The following is a 22,194-nucleotide window of genomic DNA, read 5'->3' on the forward strand; positions in this document are numbered from 1 at the left end:
AGCACCGATCCTTCTACCTACGAGAACAAACTGTCGTGACACGTCGAGGAGAGGCTGCTGTGGCCGGTGTCCACGTTGCAGCAGCTGACGCTCCAGCCGCTGGCCATCAGCTCGGCATCCGCGTTCGCGCTGATACCCTGCAGGTCGTAGAGGGACATCTCGTTCACCTCCTTTCCTTTGTCGGAAGACCTTCTTGATCCTCCTGACCGTTGCCGGGCAGGAAGCTTTCGCAGAGGAACGGCAATCCGACGGGAGGATCGCCCTTTCCTTCGATGGCGGCGAGGGCGAGCAGTACACCCGCCGTTCCGGTCGCCAGGTCCATGGACAGCCGCAGGAGCTGGTTTCCCGGGAAAGCGACCTTCCCCTCCCATTGGGTGGCATGCCATTCCAGCCCGCGCACCTGCCGTCGTGCTGTCTCGCTCGAGCCGGTGAGCGCGTTGAACAGGATCAGGCCGGCATGGCCCTGGAAAAGGCCAGGGAAGAGGCAGAACGACGAGGTGGCGGCGTGTTTGATGCTGGACAAAGGTTCGCGCAGGTCGGGCACGTCGCGATGCTGGAGGAAACGCTGGAGCGCCAGGCCGATGCCGACGCTTCCCTCAGCCAGGTAGGGCATCGTCCGGCCGCCCTCGTTCACATGCAGCCCACCGTCCGAGGCGGCCGTGCACCGCCGCAGGTCCTGCCTGAGCGCCGTCTCCGCCGCGTCGAGGCATCCCATGTCACCCGTCACCTCGTACAGGGCAGTGAGTAGGAGGGCCGGTCCTGAACCTCCGAGCATGAGTCCCGCGAACCCATGCCCTTGGCCGCTGATCGTCGGGACGGACTCCACAGGGCCCAGCCTACCGGCGACGATCTCACCGGCCTGGATCGCACGCTGCATCAGCCCTTCGTCCCCCGTCAGCCCGGCCAGGCGCAGCCAGTTCAGGCCGATGCCGGACACCCCCATGAACAGGCTGCTGTCCAGCGGTTCTGGGTCGAAGTTCCTTGCGGAGGAGACGGCGATCTCCATCGCCTCGTCTCGATGGCCGAGGTCCCATAACGCGTAGGCGATCCCTTGCTCGCCGCTGTAGAAACCCGGCTGCAGGTCGGCCCGCTCCTGCCGGAGCCGTTTCAGAATCCAGCGCTCGCCCTCGGGAAAGGAGCCGGCCCCGGCCTGGTGGAGGCTCCATAAGACCCCCGCGGCGCCGTGAGCGAGACCGAGCTCCGCACCCGAGACGAGGAATTGGGCGACGTCGCCAGGAAACAGCCGGTCTTCCCTCTCGGGTGTAGCAGTCGACAGGAGGGTGGCCGCTGACGACCGGATGAGTTCCGGCCCCGACTCGCCCACCAGCATGCCAGCGCCGTCTCCCGCCTGGGGGAGCCAGTCACGCGGCACCGCGAACCTCTCCACGACGAGCCGTGCGAGGTGTGCCGGCTTGCCTGGGTCAATCAGTTGCAATGATGTCAATGGGGCGAAGATCGCGAGCTTCAGGCAAGACAGAGCGAACTCGTCGATGTCGGTCCCCGTGGTGCCATGCGGAGCGGCGAATCCAGGGTTAGCAATGACCTGTCCCTGTCGCTCCTCGGCCGGCGAGCAACCTTCGAAGTCGATGAGGCGGACCTGGTCGTCATCACCCACGAGAATGTTGAACAGGTGGAGGTCGCCGAAGACCATGCCCTGGTCGTGCATAGAGTGCACGGCGTCAGAGACCCGCTGCCAGATAGCCATCGCCCAGCGCCCGTAGGCCGCGAAGTCGTCCGGCGAGGGATCGCCGCCCATAATGAGGGGGTTACGGCGCCCACACGCCTTGTAGAGTGACTCCCCTTCGACGAATTCCTCGATCAGAAACTCATGCTCGCCGATCGCGGTGTAGTCGATGAGCTTGGGGACGCAGGGCAGTCCTGCCATCCTCTCCAGCGCCGCGCGTTCCGTCCTTAGCCGGGTCACCGCGTCGCGCCCGGCCCTATCGACACCCGCATGGGAGCGTCCTTCCTTGACGACGACCCTGCGGCCCGTTTGCCTGTCCTTGGCTTCGTAGACGCCGCCACCATTGGAATAGTGCAGGGCTGTGACGATCTCGTAGGGGAAGTTATCGAGCCGTGTGGCGTTGCGCCGGTCGAGGTGGGGCCGCAGGAAGTCTGGCAGGCGTACCCATTCCGGGGTGGAGAACACCGGCCCGCGCGGATCGCTTACGAGATTGCCGTGCGGGTCCTCGATCATCTGCACCTCGCGGCCGGACTCATCCCAGGCGCGCCGCGCCTGGAAGGCGCCGTAGCGAACGTAAAGAGGACCCCCATGCCATTTCAGGTCGCTCAAAATGTACGGCCCAGGCTCGCCTTCTAAGTCGTCACCCAGTTCGTTCAGAATAGTTTCAAGCTGTTGTTCGTCACGTGGATAGACGGTGGCCAGCTTTCCGCTGCCGGCGCGTTCTGCGTATTTCGCGTTTCGGCTCCGCCACGGTTCTGGGCCTGGCACGACCTTGACCGGTATTTTCCGCTCCACGCAGTAGCCAAGCACCTTGGCAGCAACGCGTTCTGCGTTCTCCATCGTGGCCGACACGTGAATCTTCCAGCCCTGTCGCGGGATCGTCACGCCCGGCGCGCTGTAGTGCACCCAGCCACTGGTCACGAACCGATTCCAGCCTGCAGGAGTTGCCGGCTCCTCAAGCACGGGGAACAGCGTCACATTGCTTTCAGGGCGCTCATAGAAGAACGGGTCCCTGGCGCAGTAGAGGTCGTAACGCTGGTCCATGCCTTCCCTCATTTCCCTCTGCTCGTGCGGGGCATGCTCTGAAGACTAGAAGTTCGCACTGTCGGCGCGCTTTTATCGATCAACAGCGAGCATCTTCCGTCGTTGCGAGGTTATGACCCGGGCCAGTGCGGCGAGGAGAACTGCTTCCGGCTCTTCCGCCAGGGCACGTTCCCGGGCATAGTGCAGGACCAGAAGGTGGCTGCGAAATCCGGGTTCGAGGAAATGGGCGTCGATCAGGTTGTCCAGCAGATCCTCCGCGACGTTCGGCGAGCAGTTGGCGAGAGCCGCGGCGTCCGACAGCGAGAAGCAGGGTTCCCCGTAGAAGCCAAGCCGTCTCAGCAGCGAGCGTGACCTGTCGTCCAGCAATCGATAGTTGGAGTCCAGCACGGGGCGGACCTGCAGTTCGCCGCTGGCCATCTCGTCGACCGGCGACGAGAGAATCCGCTTGAGTAGTTTCCGCGGACTCCAATGCGGCCTGGCGGCCAGGCGGGCGGCGACGATGTTGAGCGCCAGAGGCGACCCGCCGCACAGTTCGATGAGCCCGCTCGCGGCGTCGGGGTCGTCGTCGAGCCGCCGTCCGCTGCTCTCCAGCATCTCTCGTGCCGCAGCCTCGGACACCGGAGAGAGCCGCACACGCACCGCACCGGGGAGCTCGGCCAGAGGCAGCCGGCTGGTAATGATCACTCCGCATCCCGGCTCTCCGGGGAGCAGAGGCTCGACCTGCGCGGCGCTTGCGGCGTCGTCCAGAACGATCAGAAGTCGTCGTGTCGCGATTGCAGATCGGAAGACCTTAGCGCGCTGCTCGACGTCCCCAGGAATGGCCTGTTCACGGGTCCCGAGATCCACGAGGAAATGAGCGAGCACATCGGCTGGCCCGACGGGGTCGCTGGAGCCTGACAGATCCGCGAATAACTGGCCATGCGGATATGTGTCGCGGAGTTGATGGGCCGCGGCAGTAGCGACGGTCGTCTTGCCAACCCCTCCCGGGCCACTGACCACCACTAGAGATGCGTACCCGCTGGCGTCGGGCGCGGCGAGGATGGCGCCGACCTCAGCCTTCCGGCCTTCGATGAGCGGCAGAGGGCGGGGCAGTTGACGGGGAACCCTGGCCATAGGCGCTTCCGGCAGGAGGGTGGGGTCGTTCATGACAATGCGGCGCAGCAGCTTCCTCAGGGTGGGCCGGGGCTCCTCGCCCGACTCCGCTTCAAGCCGCTCACGTAACTCGTGATAGGTGTTGACCGCCTCCGAGCTGCGCCCGGAACGGAAGAGCGCGAGCATGAACTGCTCGTGGAGCGACTGATGCAGGCTATTCTCCTGAACGAGTTTGGCCAGCTCGGGCACCAGGTCACGCCCCTTGCCCAAGCGCAACTCCGCCCACATCTGCTCCTCCTGCGCGACCAGGCGAAGCTCCTCCCACTGCACCGCGCGTAACTGGAGATCGGCCGAGGTGGTCCCGCAAAACACGGGGCCGCGCCAGAGTTGCAACGCGGTGCCGAAGATCTCGACGGCCGCCTCATCGTCGCCAGCGGTACGTGCGACGCGAGCCTGCTCGATCAGGGCCTCCGCCGCGAAGCCGTCGATCTGCTGCCGCTCCGTACGCAAGATGTAGCCGTGCTCATAGGTCTCGATGTCCACCCTGTGTTGTCGGAGGACGGACACGGCCCGCTGCACCTGGTTCTGCGCCGTGCGTGGGGGCCGATGATCGTAGATCGCATCGGCCAGGCGATCCCGGCTGACGGGAGCGCCCGGTTCGAGCATCAACCGGGCAAGACAGCTGCGGGCACGACTGTCGGGCACGGCCACGTTCCGGCAACCGTCCCAGATGGCGATCGGGCCCAGAAATCCGAGCCGAAACTGTGAGACGGTGCTCACACTTGATCTCCCTTCGATGGGCATCGCCAGATGCAGATCAATGTGTGTCACGATCAACGGACTGTCAACTGACATGTGGGGAAATCAACCAGTAGCATATGTCAGTTGACGGCTAACCGAATGGCACATATTTCGTCACGTACCGTAACCGATGCCCGAAACGCCCGGCCGCATAGGAGAAGCGACTGCCTACGCCTGACAAGCCGCTCAGCATGGCAGAGAAACTGGATAAGCTATTCCAGCTTCGATACCACGTGCCTCAGATCCAGACCCGGCTCGGCGACGGTTCTCCTACGTTGTCAATCCCCTGAAAACGCAGACGCTCCTATGCCTGTACCGATTCAAAATTCGCACATGTGGTCTGAGCTGGAGTTTCTTCGTGTCAGCTAGGCTGCTCGGTGGTACTCGTTGATCGCTCCGCTGAGCACCTTTCGGCGTTGAATCCGGCCTTCCATCGGCACCACAACTTGCTCGTCTTCATTGGGTGGGCGTTGCTGGCGAGACTGGTGCGGTCGATGGCTGTTGTAGTGCTCGGCGTACTCGTCCAAGACCGATCGAAGGTGCGGTTCGTCGTAGATCAGCATCCGGTCGGTGCATTCGGCTCGGACGGTGCGCACCCAGCGTTCGGCGTAGCAGTTGGCCCGAGGTGTCCGCGGCGGCGTCTTCATCACCGTGACACCAGCCCCGGCGAAGATCTCATCGAAGACGGCGGTGAATTTGGCATCCCGGTCACGGATGAGGAACCGGAACGAGCCCGCCTTCTGCCCCAGGGCCCCGGCGTTCTTGAGTTCTGATGCGGTATGGCGCGGTTGAGGGTTTCGGCAGGTGGAGTGCAAAAGAGCGCGACTTCTGGTGATCTTTCAGGTCTCGAATCCGAAGATCGCCGCAGGAGTCGCGCTCGTGTCCCCATCTTCCCCAACCAGCCCCGGTCTCGTCCCGTGCCTTGACCAGCTCGCCGACCTGGCGTTGTGGGAAGCGGAACTGGCCGCCGACCCGGCTGTGGTGGAATCGGCCCTGATGCGCCGATTGGCGACGGTGCCGGATCAACGCTCGACGTGCGGGCTGCGCCATCCGCTGGTGGTCATCTTGACCTTGACCGCGTGCGCCACGCTGGTGGTCGGCAGCGACAGCATCGCGGCGATCTGGCAGTGGGCCGCCCGAACATCTCAGCAGGTGCTGGCGCGGCTGGGCGCCTACCGTGACCCGTTCACCGGTCTGCTGCTCGTGCCCAGCGAGAAGACCTTCCGCCGGGTGCTCGCCGGCCTGGACGCCGACGCGCTGGATGCGGCGATCAGCGGATATGTGGCCGATGTGGTCCGCCGGGAGGCGCCGGTCCCGCAGATCCCTGACACTCCCGGCCCGGCCGAGCGGGAGCAACGCCGCACCGAGCAGCGGCAGTGCACCCATCCTGCCCCGCCTGGGCTGTTGCCCGGCGCCGCCGTGGACGGCAAGGCCTGCCGCGGTGCCCGGACTGCAGACGGCGGGCGGGTCTTCCTGGTCGGGGCGATCAGCCACGACCACGGTGTCGTGCTGGGTCAGTGTCAGGTCGCAAGCAAGCGCGGCGAAGGGCCCGCCGCCCGCGCCCTGCTGACACAGATGGACGTGGCCGGGATGGTGCTGACCCTGGACGCTCTGCACACCACCAAGACCACCGCTCGGCTGATCACCGAACAGCTGGGCGCCCACTACGTCCTCATCCTCAAGGGGAACCAGCCGCTGGCCCGCGCCGCCGCACAGACCCTGCTGGCCGGCCCAGACGCCGAGTGGGCCGCCACCACCGCCATCGACAACGATCGCGGACATGACCGCACCGAACGCCGCACCATCCGCACCGTCACGGCCGATGACGGCCTGTTCCCCGGCGCCCGGCAGGCCTTCCGGCTGCGCCGCGACGTCGGCGACCTGGACAGCTGCTGGACCGGCAAAGAGATCGTGTACGGCATCACCAGCCTGCCCGCTGAGTTGGCTGGTCCCGCCCACCTCAACCACTACGGAGAGCACACTGGACAGTGGAAAATCGGCTCCACTGGGTCCGCGACGTAACTTTCCGGGAGGACTCTTCCCAGGTCAGGACCGGCGCAGCGCCCAGAGCCCTGGCCAGCTTCCGGAATCTGGCGATCAGCACGATGCGCCTGGCCGACCGCGCCAACATCGCCCACGCTCGACGCGACCTCCTCAACCGCACTGACACCTTCGCCGTCTACAACATCTGATCAACATGCCGGAACAGGACATAGCGAATCAACGCCGGGGCCCTGCCTTCTGCCCGAGATCTATGAGCAGATTGCGGGCCTGCTGAGCCGTCCACGCGCCGGCTGGATGGGCGGTCACACCCAGGACGTGAACGCGCCGCGTCTCTATCTCCATCACGAACAACACATACAGGCGTTTCAAGAAGATCGTGTCGACGTGGAAGAAGTCGCAAGCCAACAGTCCCTTCGCTTGCAGGCGGAGAAACTTCCGCCATGAAGTGTCGAAGCTTCGGGGCGCCGGACCGTAGCGGCGCGAGCGTAGAATCCGGCGCAGGGTGGCTTCGCTGACCTGGAAACCGAGCCGAGCCAACTCACCGTGGACCCGTCGATACCCCCACCTCGGGTTTTCGCGTGCCAGACGGAGGGCCAGCGCCCGGACCTCCTTGTTCGTTGCGGGACGGCCGGAGTGGTTGGGGTACGTCCACGCGCGTTTGATCAGCCGGCGATGCCACGCCAATAGGGTGCCCGGGGTGACCAGCCGATGAGTTCGCAGCATCGTCGGCAGGAAGCGGGTTAGTGCTGCCAGGACCGCCCGATCGGCCCAGTCCGGTTTCGGCCGGACGACCTGACGCTTCAACACGGCCACCTCATGCCGGAGCACCATGATCTCGACGTCCTTGGACGCCTGAGCACGGCCTAGCAACACCAGCCAGCCGAATACCCGAATCAGGGTCATGTACAGCAGACGAACCGACACAGAGCGCGATCTTGCCCGTACTGCGCCTGAAGGTCAAAACCCCAGATCAAGCACCACGCGATGAGTTATGAAGCGGTACAGGTCACTCCAAGGACGTGGACGCGCCGTGTTTCTATCTCCATCACGAAGAAGATGTACAGCCGCTTGAGGAACACGGTGTCGGCGTGCACGAAGTCGCAGGCCAGCAGACCACTGGCCTGGGAGGCCAGGAACTGCCGCCAGCTCGGTGACGCCCGACGTGGTGCTGGCCCGAGCCCGGCCGCGGCCAGGATCCGGCGGATCGTACCCTCCCCCACCCGATGCCCCAGACCGATCAACTCGCCCTGAATCCTCCGATAACCCCACCGGGGATTCTCCTGAGCTAGGCGTATGACGAGGTCACGCACCTCCTCGGAAATCGGCGGGCGGCCGGTGTTGTTCGGGTAGGTCCAGTGCCGCTTGACCAGCCTGCGGTGCCAGGCCAGCAGGCTGCCCGGGGTCACGATCCGATGCGCACGACGCCAGCGCGGAAGGCGCCGGGTGAGCGCGGCCAGGATCGCCCGGTCGGCCCATTCCGGCCGCGGATGAGCGACCTGGCGGCGCAGCACCGCCACCTCATGCCGCAGCACCAGGATTTCCACGTCTTTGGAGGCATCGTCGCGGGTCAGCAGGACCAGCCAGCCCACAACCCGGACGAAGATCAGATACAGCAGACGGAAGCACACGAGGAGCGAGGATAAACCGCAGGTCAACCACCATGCACGAGTATTGGCACAGCACACGGAAGGCAGGACGAGAGCCAGTTGCTCCCGGGTGAACCGGTCGACGTCCAAGCGCACGCCGGTCATCGCTTCCATGGTCGCCAGCGCGGTCTCCCATTCGGGGTATGGAGCGGTGGGTATCACGCCGGCCTGGTCGTCGGTCCTCTTCTGATCGGCGAGAGCGCGTAGGGCACCCAGGTAGGGATCCAGCGCACGGGGGTCGGAGCCGCCGCACTCCGGGGGCTCGGGATAGAGAGTGTCCAGCTCGGTGACCAGCTGCCCATCGGCGGCGTAGGACAGCCTGTTCAACGCATTGACCAGCCACCAGACACCCCATGCTTCCGCGTTCTCGCTCAGACGAGCCCACAAGTCGGCATCGAGGATCGAGGCATTCTGCGCCAGCACGATCACACCGTGGTCGCTCTGTTCCAGGACGACACCCTCCCATACCTCCCATTCCCCTGTCGGCAGCACCGTGCGAGGAGTCGCCGCGCCTGGGTCAGCACCCAGCCGACGGGCGACATCGGCGACCGCGAGGGGCTCCTCACGCCCGCGCACCACCATTCAGAACATCGCGTCGTTGATGTAGGGATCCACCCGGCCCAGATCGTTGCAGAGCTGAATGTAGTAGTTGATCATCTCGGGCGTAACCGGACTCATGTTCTTCCCTCTCGACAAGTGGAGACGACAGAGTAGCGACCGATCACGACATTTCCGGATCATCAGGAGGGCAGCGCAGAGCTCGATCACCGCGGAGATCTCGCTCATCCCGCGTCTGTCGTCCGGAGCACTCCGGGGGCATGTTGCGATGGATGGCGCGGTCCCGACATAAGGCAAAGAAGCTGAAGGGGGCAGAACCGGCATGTCGTGGTGGACACGCTCGGGCTGTTGTTGTGCGTGATGGTCACCGCCGCATCGGTGCAAGACCGCCCCACCGAGCTGGCCCTGAGCGAGATCTGGCGGGCCTACCTGGCCCGCTTCGACGAGGAACACACCTTCACATTCAGCAAGGGCGCCCTCGGGCTGATCATCGCCAAGCTGCGCACCCCCGAGCAGACCGACCGCTGGGTCCGCCTGATCATGGCCGCCCTCACCCAGCTCGCGCTCGCCCGTCCCTTGGTCGAGGACCTGCGCCGCCCATGGGAGAAACCACCAGCCCCGGATCGACATCTCCGACTGGTTGGCATGTGCGGCTGACGTCTGCTCCCGGCCAAATACCACTGAAAGTTACACCTAGGAGCGGGCACGCGCCGGGGGCCGGGTGTCCACGTTGGCGGTCAGCGTGTTCAGGATGCCTGGCAGCGCCGCCACCGTTTCGGCGGGCAGGCCGGTCACGGTTTCGTCGGCCAGGCCGCGCCACAACTCCCTGACCTGATCGGCCAGCGCCCTGCCGCTGTCGGTGAGCTCGACGATGCTGGCGCGCTTGTCGGAGGGGGCGGGCGTGCGGCGGATGTGGCCGGAGGCCTCCAGCTTGCGGCTCATGAGCGTCACGCTGGGCGGCTCGCAGCCGAGCGCCTCGCTGAGCTGGGCCTGGATCATCGGGCCGGTCCGGGCGAGTTCGAGCAGGAGCGCCTCCTGGCCCGGGTGCAGGCCGAGCGGGGCCAGCAGCGCCGCGGCCCTGGCCCGGTGGCGCAGGCTCAGGAGGCGTATCGCCTGGTTGATGGCGTCTGCTTGGTCGAAGTCCATGGGCACTCCTTGACGAGATTAGTTACGTGCATAATATTTATCCGCGTAACCAAATCCTACATGACATAGAGGAGACCGGCATGACCGTGAAGGTCGCCGTCATCTACTACAGCGCCACGGGCAACGTGCACGCGCTCGCCCAGGCCGTCGCCGAGGGCGCCGCCTCGACCGGGGCCGAGGTACGGCTGCGCCGGGTCGCCGAGCTGGCGCCCGACAGCGCGATCGACCAGAACCCGCAGTGGCGCCGGCACACCGAGGCCACCACGTCGATCGCAGAAGCCTCGGTGGAGGACCTGGCCTGGGCCGACGCCTACGCCTTCGGGACACCGACCCGGTTCGGCGCACCGGCCGCGCAGCTCAAGCAGTTCATCGACCAGGCCGGCGGATTGTGGCGGGAAGGGCAGTTGGCCGACAAGCCGGTGACCGCCTTCACCTCGGCGTTCAACCGCCACGGCGGCAACGAGGCCACGATCCTGTCGCTGGGCAACGTCTTCTACCACTGGGGTGCGCTGATCGTTCCGCCCGGATTCACCGATCCGGTCGTGTACGCCGCGGGCGGCAACCCCTACGGCACCTCGTTCGTGACCGGCCCCAGCGGCGACGGCCCCGACACCGCGACGCTGGAAGCGGCCAACTACCAGGGACGGCGGCTGGCCCAGATCACGATGCGCCTCTCGCTCGCGGGCGTGAGGGCATGACCACCACCCTCACCCCAGCACAGCGGGTGGGCTCGACCTGGATGGTCCTGGCGCTGGCGTGTGCCAGCCAGTTCATGGTGATCCTGGACGCCTCCATCGTTAACGTCGCCCTGCCCTCGGTCCGCGAGGAACTCGGCTTCACCTCCACCGGCCTGGCCTGGGTGGTGAACGGCTACCTGCTCACCTTCGCCGGTTTCATGCTGCTGGGCGGGCGCGCCGCCGACCTGTTCGGCCCGCGCCGGATGCTGATCGCCGGGCTGTTCGTATTCTCCGCGTCGAGCCTGGCCGGCGGCCTGGCGAGCACGCCGGGAATCCTAGTGACGGCCCGCATCGCGCAGGGCGTCGGCGCCGCCATGATGGCCCCGGCGACGCTGGCCGTCATCAACACCTCCTTCACCGAGCCGAGCGCACGCGCCAAGGCGTTCGGCGTGTGGTCCGCCTCAGGCGGCGTGGGCGGGACGGCCGGAGCGCTTGCGGGCGGCGCCATCACCACCGGCCTGTCGTGGCGGTGGGTCTTCCTCATCAACGTGCCGATCGGCGCGGTGCTGATCGCCGTGGCCCTCATGTCGCTGGCCGGCGCGCGAACCGGCCGACGTGAGTCGCTCGACCTCGTCGGCGCGGTCACCGGTACGGCGGGGCTGGCCGCGCTGATCTACGGGGTCATGCGGAGCGCCGACCACGGCTGGTCGTCCTGGCCGATCGTCGGGCCGGTCGCGGCGGGGCTGCTCCTGCTCCTCGCCTTCGTCGTGGTCGAAGCGCGTTTCGCCAGGCGGCCGATGGTGCCTTTGCGACTGTTCAAGATCCAGGGGGTGGCGGTCGGGAACGGCATGCTGCTGCTGTTCGGCGGGATCGGCATCGCGATGTGGTATTTCTCCTCGCTCTTCCTGCAGAACGTCCTCGGCTTCAGCGCGCTGCAGGCCGGGCTCGGGCAGACACCCGCGGCGGTGATGTTCATGGTGATCGCACGATGGTCGGCTCCGCTGCTGCCACGGTTCGGTGTGCGCCCTCTGGTGCTGGCCGGAAGCACCTTCTTCGTGGTGGGTTTCGGGTGGTTCTCCCTGGCCCACGCCGACAGCGGTTACGCCGCCGGCGTGCTCGGGCCGACGCTGCTCGTCGCGGTCGGCATCGGCCTGACCTTCCCCACCCTGATGGCCGCGGCGACCGCCGACGTTACCGAGGGCGACGCGGGAACCGTCGGCGGCCTGGCCAACACCGCCGGTCAAGTGGGCGGGTCGATCGGCCTGGCGGTGCTCGCGACGGTCGCCGGGTCCTCGCCGACCACCGCCGCCACCGGCTACGACCTGGTCTTCGTCATCGCGGCCGGGCTCGGGGCGACGATCGCGGCGCTCAGCATACTGCTGCCGCGACGCCGCTGATGTCAGAGCCTGATGACAAAGGGTTTGGTGCCGGGGTTCGAGTCAGAAGACAGGCGGGACCCGGTTGGCAGCCATCCGGTCCGGATGCGCGGGTGAAGAATGTCGACGGCGGCGTTCCTCGAACGTACCGTCGGATGATGTCGATCCAGCTAGCACTAGCATGGCGGCCATGGCGATCACCGAGGAGACGATCACAAGACTGCGGGTCGCGACTGCCGCCGGGGACCCGGATGCCGCTCGCGAGTTGGGCCGTCTGCTGTGCATGCTCAGGACCGACTCTCTGGAAGACGCCATGGACGGTGATTTCCTGGCCACTTGGCCGGAAGAGCCCTTGCTCCGCGCCGCCCTGCGCGCCCGCCCTGACGATCAGCTCGCCGCCGTCCTCCTGGCTGGGCGGCTCGTTCAGCAAATCGACTTCTGGCAGATCGATGACGACCACGCGATGGCGCATGGCGAGGACGACGACACACTCGCCCGCAGACATGACGAAGCACACGCCCTATACGCGAGCGTGCTGAAAACCGACCCCGGCAATGCCGCCGCGCGCGCCGGAGTCGCCACCCTGAACGCCTGGGCCCACGACACCGGAGCCTTGGAGAAGGAACCACCCTTCTCGTATTACAAGCTCATCATGGAAGCGGGATCGGGCTCCTTCAGCCATTCCGAGCATGTGGTCGCCACAGATCCGGACGAGGTGCGCTGGGCCTGCTCCTGGCTCGTGGCTCCGATGGTGGCGCAGGCAGGGGAGCCTCCCTTCGGCGTGGACCTCGATCTGTTCACCTATTCGGATGGGCGGCTCGGCAGTGTCGTCCATCTCGGCCGGCATTTCCACGCCGACGGGACGCTGGACTGGGACGCCGTCGAGATCCCGCCGCTCACAGGCGATCCACTCCCCGTGGGCCACCCAGTCGGCATCGGCCACTACGGTTACTCCTGCGACTGGGGGTGATCTTGTCATTCAAGGTCTGATTTCGCGTTCCACGCTTCCGTTGGAGCCCCGACACCAAACCCTTTGTCGGCAGGCTCTCACAGACGGCCGCCTCCTCCTCGTCCAGGTCGTCGACGACGTCGTCGAAGGCCGGGTGCCTGTCCTCGCTCATCCCCACGTCCTTTGAAAGATCGGCAAAAGTCAGGATCGCGCAGCCGCGCAGCCCGCCGCGCGGACGATTCGCCGGATCCGACAGGGTGATAGCCGCCGGCGCCGCAAAGCCAGGGGTCTACACGCCCTCCTCCTCCACTGCTCCCTCGCCGTCGGGCAGGTCGGGGATCTCGCCGAGTCGGCGCAGGCCTTCGGCCGGGGCGGAGGAGGAGATGGCATAGCGGCCCAGGACGTTGACGTGGGCGTGGCCGAGCGGGCTGAGCCGGGCGGCATCCTCATCCTTGACCGGCACGCCCTGGGCCCGCAGTTGGTCGGCGGCGGCCGACAGATACTTCGAGTTCCACAGCGCGACCGCATTGACGACCAGACCCAACGCAGCTAGTGCCGCATCAGGCAACGTTCGCCCCGTCTTGATCGTGCATTAGATTGACTGATCATGGTCGCTGCATCGGACGCCATGGACGCTCGGTTGAAGGCTGGCGAGCTCCTCCGGTCCTACTGGGCCTGTCCGGGTGATCAACTAGAGGTGCTGGAAGAAGAAGAGGAGCAGATACGCGACTTCTACGTGGACGTCCAAGCGGCCGAGCCCAACGATGTGGCCAGCCTTGTCGGGATGACACTTCTCGCCTTCGCGAAGCTGCGAGCCCACATCGTGCACCGTTACTCCCCTCCGCTTGACTGGTGCGAGGACGCGATGTGGAGACGCGTGTGGCACCCGGACAAGACCCGACGGCCGACCGAGCTGAAGGGCACCGATAAGGCTAGTAGCGCCTTGGCCGAGGACGCTGTTGAAGCAGCCCGGATTGCGCTCGAACAGCAGCCGAACAACAACTTGGCGGCCTTCGCGCTGGCGCGTTCCCTGGAATGGTTGGGCGACCGTAGCGCAGCGGTCACGGCGTACGGTGAGGCGCTCGCCGTCGATCCGTATGACGAGGCCGCGCGGTCGCGCCTGACAATCCTCAAAGGCGAGAGCATTGCCGATGCGCCGGTGCGCCCCGCTCCGGGCGACCGGCTATCGACGTGGTATCCGCACGGCTTTTACGTGGTGGAATTGACCGAGCCTGTCAACAACTCCGGGGACGTCAGCGGCGTGTTGGCACTGCTGAACGATCCGGACAGCGCTCGCTCCCTTGCTGACGGCTACCTCCAAGACCGCTTGGGCGAAGTGGGGGAAGACGAGGGCTTTGCCGAGCGGCTGGAGGAGGTGACGCTCACCGTGTGGACCAATCTGCAGGGCGCACGCCTGCTCGCGATGGACCTGCGCGAAGCGCTCTGTCCTACGCCGGACGGCGGGCAGATCATCGATTGGTCCCAGGTCGCAATGGCGGATCCGCTCATCGAGCCGCTGCCCACTGGCTGTCCGGTCCGCTGGCGCGGTGAACTGCTCTTCTTCGGCGCAACCGAGATCCTGTGGTAACCGATACGCGGCGATGCCGCAGGCCGTGGCGACCGGCCTTGAGCGTTGCTGATCTGGTGTCGTGATCACGCAACGTTTGCCTGGTTAACGACTCGGCGTAGATCGGGCGGTGGTGTGACGATTGCGCCAGGCGATGTAGCGGCGGATCATACTGCCCTGCTCGCGATGGCTGGCGTGGTCGGTGCCGTTGAGGGTGAACTCACGCAACGCGGTGAACTGCGCCTCGATGCGGTTCAACCAGGAGGAGTTGGTGGGCGTGTAGGCGATCTCCACGTTGTTCGCCTCCGCCCATTCACCCACCCCGTTTGTCCTTCTTGGTTGTCAGGTGCGGGCTGAAGCTGTCGCAGATGATCGCGACGCGGACCTCGGGCGGGTGGAGACTGCGCAGGTAGCGGCAGAACTCCAGGAACTCGGTGCGTCGTTTGCGCTTCTTGACGTGCCCGTACATCCTGTCCTTGCCCAAGTCCAGGGCGGCGAATAAGTGCCGCACTCCCTGCGTGCAGCGAACTCGGTGCCGCCGGCCCTGCGGAGGCAGGCGTACCGGATGGCCATGAAGCGCGGCGCGAAGAACTTCAGCCTGGCAGTGCGACGTGTCAGTGCCGCAGGTCGCGCCCCGCGAAGATGAGCCAGAGGTACGGCAGGGGCAGCATCGCCAGCCAGAACAGGTGTGCCTGATCCCAGTACCCGAACCCGCAGGTCGGCGGCCAGAGCCGGACCTGCTGCGGCAGCAGGATGGTCCCCAGCACCATCGCCAGCTGGACCACCACGGCGGCCATGGCGGCCTGCCGTCCGGGTGCGAACCGCACGGCGGTCGCCGCGGCCGCCAGCGCGATGCCGAGGCAGACGCCCACCTCGATGAGCAGATCGCCGACCGGGAACAGGGCGCCCTCCGGCAGGCGGGTCAAGATATAGGAGAAGGCCGCCAGCCAGATCGCGATCGCGGCGCCACCGGGCAACAGGCAGCGCAGCGCCTGCCGGACCCATCGGGGGACCGCAGCAGCGCCGAGGTCGGCGGACATGGCATCGACCAGCCCGAAGGCCGCCGCCGCGCCCAGCAGGGTGCCACAGATGCGCATGAGCACGAGCGCGTCGCCCCCGGGCAGTGCCTCCCCGTACTCCACCAGGCTCACCAGCCCGGCTGTGAAGGCGGCGACCACGACCAGAGGCCCCCAGTCGATGGCCCGAGCGAGGGGGCGCACTAGCAGGAGCGCCAACCGCCAGTGGGGTGGCGGGGCAGGGACGGCCGTGGTGGGTACAGCCGCGGTGGAGGAGGCGACCTGGGGGCGTGCGGGCAGTGTTACAGGCATGACGTGGCTCCCATCGGTGCGTTGAACTCGCGTTCCAGCCCGAGCAGCGGCAAGGCCTGGTCGATCGTGGTGGTGGGCTTGACGAGCGTGTCCCAGTTGGCCTGGACCTTCTCGCGGAGGCCAGGGGAGGCCAGCAGCAGCTTGGCGTAGCCGATCTCGGCCGGGCCCCAGTCCAGGCCGGACAGGCGTCCCCGATCACGGTCGACATAGAGCTGCCGCCGCGCCTCGGGGATGGCGACCTGCCCGATGAGCCAGAGCGCCACCACCGTGCGGGCCTGACCGCGCACGTCACACAGTCCCGCGCGCCGAGAGGGGTTGAAGTGCTTGGCGGCCGAGTCGTTCAGCCCGGTCGCCCAGAAGGCCACGTCCTCGGCCAGCATCCTGCGCTGGTCGGGATGCCCCCAGCTCATCGGCGGCCGGATCACGCTGGAATCGTCGGCGAAGCTCCAGCTCGGGCTCATCTGCCGTACCTGGGGCGTCTGGGTCCGGAGCGCGGCGGGCAGCGCCGCCACGACCGGCTGGACCGCCTGTTCCCACAGCGGGATCCACGGTTCGTATCCCGGAAAGGCACAGTAGGTCAGGCCCTGCCGCACCGTACAGTGGTAGGCGTCGGGGCCGAAGTAGCGTTCGCGCACGCGTGAGTCCACATGGTCGACGGTCAGTGGCACGTTTGTGGGGAACCGCGCCGGTGGCCGGGTGGACGCCGCGGTGGCCCCGGATGGCACCGCGACAGCCAGCGCCACCACCACAGCCGCGGCGGGTGCCGGCCGTACCCGGTGTCTGAGCAGCGCGATCCCGCCGAAGACGGCGGCGACGGCGAGCACGTACACCAGGTGGACCGCCGACGGACGGTCGGGCCAGTCCGGCCGGTGGACCTGCATTACCGGTAGCAGCCAGCGGGCCTGTCCGTTGGTCGGGTTGATGTAGATGAGGAAGCCGAGCACGGCCACCACCAGCGGCCCGGCGATGAGCCAGCGGGCCCAGCGGCCGACGGCCACGCCCAGCGTCGCGGCGAGGACCGCGGCGGCCACCGCCGTCAGTGGCTCCCACACGTCCAGCCGGCCCCCGGCGGGGCCGCTCAGCAGCCGGATCGCCAGGTAGCCACCCACGGCCACCGCCGCCGCGAGTCCCGCGACCAGCGGTGTGGCCAGCAGCAGGGCCCGCGTGCGGTGCTCGGCCCGCCCGGGCAGTCCCGCGAGGCTCTCGGGCATGCCGTGCCGCCCGTCGCGCGAGGTGGCCAGGCTCGCCACGATCAGGACCGCCGAGGCCAGGCAGGTGGCCAGCCCGGTGGCGTTGACCGCGTCCATCGTGAGGTCGGGCTGCTGGTCCCAGCTGAGGAAGGTCTGCAGCGCCAGCACCAGGACGGTCGCGCCCCACACGAGCGGGTGCCGCACCAGCCTGCGCGCCTCGAACAGGAACAGCCGCCGCGTCACGCCGCCTCCCCGAGCAGCATGAGGTAGCCGTCCTCGACACCGGGCGCTACCGCGTCCGCCGTCGGCGGCCGCGCGCCGAGCGTGCGGTAGCGGCCGTCGGCCGTTCGCCAGAACAGCTCCGACGTGGCGGGCGGCGCGTCCGACAGCCACACCCGGCCGTCCGCGACGGCCGCGAGCTCGCCGGGGGTGCCGTCGAAGACCGCCCGTCCGTCCCGCATGACCACCACCCGCTCGCACAGCGCGGCGACGTCCTCGGTCTGGTGCGTCGACAACACGACGGTACGGCTCTCGCCGATTCGCGAGACCAGCGCGCGGAAGGCCATCCGCTGCTCCGGGTCCAGGCCCACGGTCGGCTCGTCGAGAATGAGCAGATCCGGCTCGTCCAGCAGGGCCTGGGCCAGCGCGAGCCGCTGGCGCATGCCGCCCGACAGCTTGCGCACCTTCGTCCCGGCCTGATCGGTGAGGTCCACCGCGGCCAGCACCCGGCGCACCTCGGCGTGCCGGAGCTCGCGGTCGGTCAGCTCCTTGAGGATCGCCACGTAGTCCACGAGGTCGAAGGCGGTGAAATGCGGGTAGGAGCCGGGGCTCTGCGGGAGGTAGCCGAGTCTGCGTCGCAGCGCGGTGCGCTGTCCGCGGTCGGCCGGGTTCAGGCCGAAGGCGTCGACCGCGCCGCCGTCGGGGGCCAGGGTGGTGGCCAGGCAGCGCAGCAGGGTGGTCTTGCCGGCGCCGTTGGGGCCGAGCAGGCCGGTCACGCCGGTGCCGAACGTCAGGTCGAGGTCGTCGAGCGCCCGTTTGGCGCCGTAGGTCTTGGTCAGCTGCTTGATCTGGATCATCTGGTGCTCACTCGGTAGAAGCGGTAGGTCAGCAGGAGGGCGGCCACGCCGTACCCGATCTGCGGGGCTGGACCGAAGACGGCCAGCCAGTCGCCGAGGGAGTGGCCCGTGCCGACGATGGCCAGCCAGACCCCGGCCACTGCGAGGGCGGCGATGGGCACGGGCAGCCGGCTCGACAGGGCTAGGCAGCCCGAGGCGGCGGCCAGCGCGGGCAGCAGCCAGGCGGCGGCCAGCCCGGGCGGTGCGGGCAGCAGTGGTGAGGCGAGCCCGGCCAGCACGACCGACACCGCCAGTACCGCCGTGGCGCGGGTCAGCAGCAGTCGCGGCCCCGCCATCGGCGTGGCGGCCACCAGCTCGTGGGCGGGATCGACGCGCGGCCCGTAAGCGAGCGCGATGCCCGCCAGCGGCAGCACCGGCGCGACGACCAGGAAAGCGGGCAGGAACTCGGCCTGCTCGCGCGCCGCCAGCACCGCGAACGCCAGCACCGCCACCACCGCGGCCAGCCAGGCGCGGCTCATCGTCGGCGTCGCGGACAGCAGCCTGGCCAGGTGGTCGGGCACCCCGCCGTGCCGCAGGAGCCGCTCGGAAAGGCTCAGGCGTGGCGTGATCAGCTCGGCTTCCAGCCTCGCCCAGGACGCATCGAGCCAGTCCTTGTCGTACGGCACCGCCGCCCGGCAGTCGGCGCAACCGCCGAGATGCGCGTCCACGGACATGGCCAGCGCCGGTTCGAGCGTGCCTTCGAGGTAACGCTCACGCAGGCCGTCAGGAATGTGCCAGCTACTCATGACAGCTCCTCGCGCAACCGGGCCCTGGCCCGCATCGCGCGGGTCTTGACCGTGCCTTCCGGAATGCCCAGGAGACCGGCGGCCTCCTTGGTGGTGAGACCGTCGAGGACGGTTGCCTCGATGACGGCCCGCAACTCGGGGGAAAGCCTGGTCAGGGCGGCGCCGAGGTCGCCATGCTCCACGCTCAGCAGCACCACGTCCTCAGCCGAGGCGACCGGCGAGCTGTCGCCTGGTTCGATGCCGGACCCGATCCAGCGCGAGCCGCTGCCGCGCAGGGCAGAGATCAGGCGGCGGATGGCAATCGTCCACAACCAGCCGGCCGGGTTATCGCCGCGGAAGCCACCCGCCGAGCGCCACACGGCCAGAAAAGTCTCCTGCAGCGCATCGTCGACGGCGTCCGCGTCGGCGCAGCGGCGGGCCAACCGGGCACGCAGCCAGGGGGCGTGCCGCTGATGGAGGACGCGCAGGGCGGCGGTGCTCCGCGCGGCGACAGCGGTGATGAGCTCGGCGTCGGTGCTTTCCGAGGTGACGTCGGGGGCTGCGCGCTGCCGGAAGGGAAACGGTCTCACGGTGTATCTATCGCACGGCCCGCACGGGCCGGTTCTCCCGGATCAACTCTTTCGTGATTCAGGCCGCGGAGCCCCCCACGCGCACTTGTTCACCGCAAGGAACATCACAAATGGCGGCCGCTGGACGCCAACCCTACCAAGACGCCCATACAGGCTCCACGGAACGGTGTCGGCAAACGGTCCTTTGCCGACACGCACTCGCGCCCCGCGAGAAAGCTCCCGGCAGGCGGTCGCGGACGCACCGACACCGTTCCGTACAGGCGAGTCAGGTCGATGCGGTGGATGTGTGGCGGGTGGTGATGCGGCGAAGCAGCCAGGGCGCGCTGGGCTGCCGGGTCGATTCGTCCTGGTCGAGCCGCTGATCGAGCCCGTTGAGATGCTGGCCCATGTGGATGCCGGAGGTCAGGTTGCGGAAGATGCTGCGCCGCTTGCGGCAGAACGCGAACAACGATCGTGCCGCGACCAGGACAATCGAGCGGTGAGATCCCTGGAGGCCGTCGAGTGTCAACACCGCCTCAAAACTGACCCCTTTCCAACGTCTGAAATCTGACCCCGTGCATTCTGATGAAGGTTACTGCGCGTCGCGATCGGCAGATGGAGTCCGGCCGAGGTCGCGGTTCTTCAGCCGGTAGCTGTCTCCCTTGAGGGAGATGACCTCGGCATGATGGACGAGACGGTCGATTGCCGCGGCGGCGACGGTGTCGTCGCCGAAGACCTCGCCCCAGCGACCGAAGGGCTTGTTGCTGGTCACGATGAGGCTGGCGCGTTCGTAGCGGGCCGAGACCAGTTGGAAGCACGCCACCCGCCGAGTCCGCGTCCTCGGCGCCACCGCCCACCCCACCGCAGCCTGGGCCACCCAACTCGCGAGGAACCTCGTCATGGACCTCCGCGACGCCGGCGCCACGGCGAAGTACCTGGTCCGGGACCGCGACAGCAGGTAGGCGGCCGCATTCGACACAGTCTTCGAAGGCGAAGGCATCCCCATCGTCAGGACCGCCATACGCGTACCGCGCATGAACGCAATCATGGAACGCTGGGTGCGCTCGTGTAGAGCCGAGCTCCTCGACCGCACTTTGATCGTGAACCGGACCCACCTGATGCACGCGCTCCGCGAGTACGAGTCCTTCTTCAACGAACACGGATCACACCGGACTCTCCACGCCGCGGCACCCCTGCGCCCGCTCCCTCAACCGATCACCGAACCGGAACAGCTGAACGACCTCGACATCCGCCGACGCGATCGACTCGGCGGCATCCTCCACGAGTACCAACGCGCCGCCTGAGCTGTACGGTTGAGGTTTTTTGGCACGTACAAGTCCCCATCGGACCCCGGACCCGCGCAGCGCGCTCCCGAAGGTTTTTGAGCAGAGATTGACCTGCCAAGTGGACAGCCAGAGACCCTACTGTGCCTCCGGTTCGATGTCTGACCACTATCGGGGGCAAGGGGAGTTTCGCGTTGAGAAGGAAGAGCACCGGCGTTCTGGCCGCGTCGCTGGCCGTCGGCGCGGCGCTGGGGGCCAGCGCGTGCGGAGCGGACAAGACCGAAGCCGCGGGCAGCGGCGCCGCCGGCTGTGACACGAGCAAGGGCACGCTGGTCATCGGCGTGATCGCGCCGATGTCGGGGAAGGTGTCGACGATCGGGCTGGGCATCCGCAACTCCGTGCAGCTCGCGATCGAGCAGGCGAACGCGTCGTGCGCGGTCAAGGGCTACAAGCTCGCGATGGACGCGCAGGACGACGAGGCGAACCCGGACAAGGGAGCGGCGGCGGCGCAGCGGTTCGCCGACGACGTCAGCGTCGTGGGGATCGTGGGGTCGTACAACTCGGGGGTGGCCCGTGCGATCCAGCCGAAGATCGCCGCGTCCAAACTGCTGCAGATCTCGCCGGGCAATACCGACCCGGTGCTGTCCAGGGGAGAGGACTTCGCCACCGCGCCGAAGCGCCAGTACGAGAACTACTTCCGCGTCGTCGGCACCGACGACCTGCAGGGTCCCTTCAACGCCCGCTACCTGGTGGAGCAGGAGGGCAAGAAGAGGCTGGCCATCATCACCGATGGCAAGGCCGTGGGGGAAGGCAGCGCGACGGAGTTCGCCAAGGAGGCGCGCAGGCTCGGCGCCCAGGTCGTCATCCGGGAGAAGGTCAACGAGAACGACAGCGACTTCTCCAGCGTGCTGACCAAGGTCAAGGCCGCGCGGCCGGAAGCTATCTACGTAGGCTCCGAGTACCACGTCGCGGGGCCGCTCAGCAAGCAGGCCAAGGACCTCGGGCTGAACGTGCCGATCTCGGGCACCGATGGCCTGTACGACCCGCAGTTCATCGCCCTCGGCGGTAAGGAGGGTGACATCGCCACCTCGGTCGGCGCGCCGATCGAGAAGCTGGACAGCGGGAAGGCGTTCGTGGCGGCGTACAAGAAGAAGGGCTTCTCCGACGGCTACGGCGGCTTCGGGGCCTTCGCCTTCGACGCGGCCAACGTGATCGTCTCCTCGGTCGGCAAGGTGACCGCGAGCGCCGCCTGGACGGGCGCGCCGGAGCAGCGGACCGAGCTGATCAAGCAGGTGCAGGAGTACAAGACCGGCTCGGGCGCCAACGGCACGATCGGATTCGACCAGTACGGCGACAGCGTCAACAAGATGTTCACCGTCTACAAGGTCACGTCCGGCGCGTGGAAAGACGTGCTGAGCGACCAGTTCGAGGCGAAGTGAG

Annotated in this window: 25 protein-coding genes; 8 read left to right on the forward strand and 17 right to left on the reverse strand. The window is 67.4% G+C overall.

Going from position 1 to position 22,194, the window contains the following annotated elements; all coding sequences use genetic code 11:
- Window positions 1-17: 17 nt before the first annotated feature.
- The 4 genes from ITP53_RS04175 to ITP53_RS04190 all read right to left on the reverse strand — a co-directional run bounded on the left by ITP53_RS04175 (window position 18) and on the right by ITP53_RS04190 (window position 5,436).
- The gene (locus tag ITP53_RS04175) at window positions 18-167 is read right to left on the reverse strand and encodes a hypothetical protein (RefSeq protein ID WP_195893935.1); all 150 of its coding nucleotides are present in this window, start codon (window positions 165-167) and stop codon (window positions 18-20) included.
- Window positions 164-2,728 carry a class III lanthionine synthetase LanKC gene (gene lanKC / locus ITP53_RS04180; RefSeq protein ID WP_195893936.1) on the reverse strand — a complete coding sequence of 855 codons (2,565 nt, stop codon included), beginning with the start codon at window positions 2,726-2,728 and terminating at the stop codon, window positions 164-166. The genes ITP53_RS04175 and lanKC overlap by 4 nt, the downstream gene beginning before the upstream one ends.
- Window positions 2,729-2,800: 72 nt before the next feature.
- Window positions 2,801-4,600: an AfsR/SARP family transcriptional regulator gene (locus ITP53_RS04185; RefSeq protein ID WP_195893937.1), complete on the reverse strand. Its 1,800-nt coding sequence runs from the start codon at window positions 4,598-4,600 to the stop codon at window positions 2,801-2,803.
- 386 nt (window positions 4,601-4,986) lie between these two features.
- On the reverse strand, window positions 4,987-5,436 hold the full coding sequence (locus ITP53_RS04190) for an integrase core domain-containing protein (protein WP_207755510.1): 450 nt from the start codon (window positions 5,434-5,436) through the stop codon (window positions 4,987-4,989).
- A 64-nt stretch (window positions 5,437-5,500) separates the two neighbouring features.
- Between ITP53_RS04190 and ITP53_RS04195 the strand changes: the two genes are divergently transcribed.
- The gene (locus tag ITP53_RS04195; RefSeq protein WP_195893938.1) at window positions 5,501-6,643 is read left to right on the forward strand and encodes an ISAs1 family transposase; all 1,143 of its coding nucleotides are present in this window, start codon (window positions 5,501-5,503) and stop codon (window positions 6,641-6,643) included.
- Between the two features lie 198 nt (window positions 6,644-6,841).
- Here the strand turns inward: ITP53_RS04195 and ITP53_RS04200 are convergent, their stop codons facing one another.
- Complete coding sequence (locus ITP53_RS04200) at window positions 6,842-7,549, reverse strand: helix-turn-helix domain-containing protein (protein WP_195893939.1); 708 nt, start codon at window positions 7,547-7,549, stop codon at window positions 6,842-6,844.
- A 65-nt stretch (window positions 7,550-7,614) separates the two neighbouring features.
- The gene (locus ITP53_RS55800) at window positions 7,615-8,853 is read right to left on the reverse strand and encodes a helix-turn-helix domain-containing protein (protein WP_207755511.1); all 1,239 of its coding nucleotides are present in this window, start codon (window positions 8,851-8,853) and stop codon (window positions 7,615-7,617) included.
- A gap of 306 nt (window positions 8,854-9,159) precedes the next feature.
- Here ITP53_RS55800 and ITP53_RS60950 point away from each other — a divergent pair, with 306 nt between their 5' ends.
- Entirely contained in the window at window positions 9,160-9,486 is a 327-nt protein-coding gene (locus ITP53_RS60950) for a hypothetical protein (RefSeq protein ID WP_407941212.1), read from the forward strand.
- Window positions 9,487-9,522: 36 nt separating this feature from the next.
- Here the strand turns inward: ITP53_RS60950 and ITP53_RS04215 are convergent, their stop codons facing one another.
- Window positions 9,523-9,975, reverse strand: a complete 453-nt coding sequence (locus ITP53_RS04215) for a MarR family winged helix-turn-helix transcriptional regulator (RefSeq protein WP_195893940.1) — start codon at window positions 9,973-9,975, stop codon at window positions 9,523-9,525.
- Between the two features lie 80 nt (window positions 9,976-10,055).
- Between ITP53_RS04215 and wrbA the strand changes: the two genes are divergently transcribed.
- The 3 genes from wrbA to ITP53_RS04230 all read left to right on the forward strand — a co-directional run bounded on the left by wrbA (window position 10,056) and on the right by ITP53_RS04230 (window position 12,998).
- Entirely contained in the window at window positions 10,056-10,673 is a 618-nt protein-coding gene (gene wrbA / locus ITP53_RS04220) for an NAD(P)H:quinone oxidoreductase (RefSeq protein ID WP_195893941.1), read from the forward strand.
- A complete protein-coding gene (locus ITP53_RS04225) occupies window positions 10,670-12,049 on the forward strand; it encodes an MFS transporter (protein WP_195893942.1) in 1,380 nt (459 codons plus the stop codon). The genes wrbA and ITP53_RS04225 overlap by 4 nt, the downstream gene beginning before the upstream one ends.
- A 169-nt stretch (window positions 12,050-12,218) precedes the next feature.
- On the forward strand, window positions 12,219-12,998 hold the full coding sequence (locus ITP53_RS04230) for a tetratricopeptide repeat protein (RefSeq protein ID WP_195893943.1): 780 nt from the start codon (window positions 12,219-12,221) through the stop codon (window positions 12,996-12,998).
- 268 nt (window positions 12,999-13,266) lie between these two features.
- Here ITP53_RS04230 and ITP53_RS04235 read toward each other — a convergent pair whose 3' ends face one another.
- A complete protein-coding gene (locus ITP53_RS04235) occupies window positions 13,267-13,521 on the reverse strand; it encodes a Tn3 family transposase (protein ID WP_407941213.1) in 255 nt (84 codons plus the stop codon).
- Window positions 13,522-13,584: 63 nt separating this feature from the next.
- Here ITP53_RS04235 and ITP53_RS04240 point away from each other — a divergent pair, with 63 nt between their 5' ends.
- Window positions 13,585-14,565, forward strand: coding sequence for a hypothetical protein (locus ITP53_RS04240; RefSeq protein ID WP_195893944.1), 981 nt, complete (start codon window positions 13,585-13,587; stop codon window positions 14,563-14,565).
- An 84-nt stretch (window positions 14,566-14,649) separates the two neighbouring features.
- On the opposite strand, the gene ITP53_RS57010 is transcribed toward ITP53_RS04240, so the two are convergent.
- The 9 genes from ITP53_RS57010 to ITP53_RS04280 all read right to left on the reverse strand — a co-directional run bounded on the left by ITP53_RS57010 (window position 14,650) and on the right by ITP53_RS04280 (window position 20,519).
- The gene (locus ITP53_RS57010; protein ID WP_236050425.1) at window positions 14,650-14,865 is read right to left on the reverse strand and encodes a hypothetical protein; all 216 of its coding nucleotides are present in this window, start codon (window positions 14,863-14,865) and stop codon (window positions 14,650-14,652) included.
- Entirely contained in the window at window positions 14,858-15,055 is a 198-nt protein-coding gene (locus ITP53_RS57015) for a hypothetical protein (protein WP_236050426.1), read from the reverse strand. Before ITP53_RS57015 ends, ITP53_RS57010 begins: the two co-directional genes overlap by 8 nt.
- Window positions 15,056-15,158: 103 nt before the next feature.
- Window positions 15,159-15,872: a hypothetical protein gene (locus tag ITP53_RS04250; RefSeq protein WP_195893945.1), complete on the reverse strand. Its 714-nt coding sequence runs from the start codon at window positions 15,870-15,872 to the stop codon at window positions 15,159-15,161.
- Window positions 15,863-17,305, reverse strand: a complete 1,443-nt coding sequence (locus ITP53_RS04255) for a hypothetical protein (protein ID WP_195893946.1) — start codon at window positions 17,303-17,305, stop codon at window positions 15,863-15,865. Before ITP53_RS04255 ends, ITP53_RS04250 begins: the two co-directional genes overlap by 10 nt.
- Window positions 17,302-18,138 carry an ABC transporter ATP-binding protein gene (locus ITP53_RS04260; RefSeq protein WP_195893947.1) on the reverse strand — a complete coding sequence of 279 codons (837 nt, stop codon included), beginning with the start codon at window positions 18,136-18,138 and terminating at the stop codon, window positions 17,302-17,304. The genes ITP53_RS04255 and ITP53_RS04260 overlap by 4 nt, the downstream gene beginning before the upstream one ends.
- Window positions 18,135-18,923: a zf-HC2 domain-containing protein gene (locus tag ITP53_RS04265; RefSeq protein WP_195893948.1), complete on the reverse strand. Its 789-nt coding sequence runs from the start codon at window positions 18,921-18,923 to the stop codon at window positions 18,135-18,137. Before ITP53_RS04265 ends, ITP53_RS04260 begins: the two co-directional genes overlap by 4 nt.
- Window positions 18,920-19,492: an RNA polymerase sigma factor gene (locus tag ITP53_RS04270; RefSeq protein WP_195893949.1), complete on the reverse strand. Its 573-nt coding sequence runs from the start codon at window positions 19,490-19,492 to the stop codon at window positions 18,920-18,922. Before ITP53_RS04270 ends, ITP53_RS04265 begins: the two co-directional genes overlap by 4 nt.
- Window positions 19,493-19,757: 265 nt before the next feature.
- Window positions 19,758-20,000 carry a hypothetical protein gene (locus ITP53_RS04275; RefSeq protein WP_195893950.1) on the reverse strand — a complete coding sequence of 81 codons (243 nt, stop codon included), beginning with the start codon at window positions 19,998-20,000 and terminating at the stop codon, window positions 19,758-19,760.
- A 63-nt stretch (window positions 20,001-20,063) separates the two neighbouring features.
- Complete coding sequence (locus tag ITP53_RS04280; protein WP_328813919.1) at window positions 20,064-20,519, reverse strand: ATP-binding protein; 456 nt, start codon at window positions 20,517-20,519, stop codon at window positions 20,064-20,066.
- Between ITP53_RS04280 and ITP53_RS04285 the strand changes: the two genes are divergently transcribed.
- Both ITP53_RS04285 and ITP53_RS04290 read left to right on the forward strand, forming a co-directional pair.
- Window positions 20,506-20,775, forward strand: coding sequence for a hypothetical protein (locus ITP53_RS04285; RefSeq protein ID WP_207755512.1), 270 nt, complete (start codon window positions 20,506-20,508; stop codon window positions 20,773-20,775). The two genes, ITP53_RS04280 and ITP53_RS04285, sit on opposite strands and share 14 nt — an antisense overlap.
- Before the next feature lie 173 nt (window positions 20,776-20,948).
- Window positions 20,949-22,193, forward strand: a complete 1,245-nt coding sequence (locus tag ITP53_RS04290; protein WP_207755513.1) for a branched-chain amino acid ABC transporter substrate-binding protein — start codon at window positions 20,949-20,951, stop codon at window positions 22,191-22,193.
- Window position 22,194: the final 1 nt, after the last annotated feature.

The organism is Nonomuraea cypriaca (assembly GCF_015645445.1).
Classification (GTDB): domain Bacteria; phylum Actinomycetota; class Actinomycetes; order Streptosporangiales; family Streptosporangiaceae; genus Nonomuraea; species Nonomuraea cypriaca.